The sequence below is a fragment of the Nocardioides humilatus genome (assembly GCF_008373755.1).
Lineage (GTDB): Bacteria > Actinomycetota > Actinomycetes > Propionibacteriales > Nocardioidaceae > Nocardioides > Nocardioides humilatus.
Map to the genome: position 1 here is coordinate 1 of NZ_VUJV01000043.1, position 327 is coordinate 327.

General features: G+C 43.7%; 1 protein-coding gene. It reads left to right on the forward strand.

Annotated elements, in window-relative coordinates:
- Window positions 1-37: 37 nt before the first annotated feature.
- The coding region (locus F0U44_RS23955) for a hypothetical protein (RefSeq protein WP_246160759.1) at window positions 38-327 on the forward strand (290 nt) is incomplete at its 3' end.

Below are 327 nucleotides of genomic sequence, written 5' to 3' on the forward strand. Positions count from 1 at the left end.
AGTTAACAACCTGATCATTGACAAGAGACGGAACACCATGGAGTACTGCTACAAGCTGTGGGTCGGCAACGGACAGGAAATTGTTAGAAAGTACTTCCCATTAAACTTTAGACTCATCATGGCCGGAAACTATGTCAAGATCATTTACAGAAACTACAACCTCGCTTTGAAGCTCGGTTCCACAACCAATCCCTCGAATGAGAGAATTGCCTACGGCGATGGTGTAGACAAGCATACTGAACTCGTCAGTTGGAAGTTCATTACCTTGTGGGAGAACAACAGAGTGTACTTCAAGATCCACAACACTAAGTACAACCAGTACTTGAA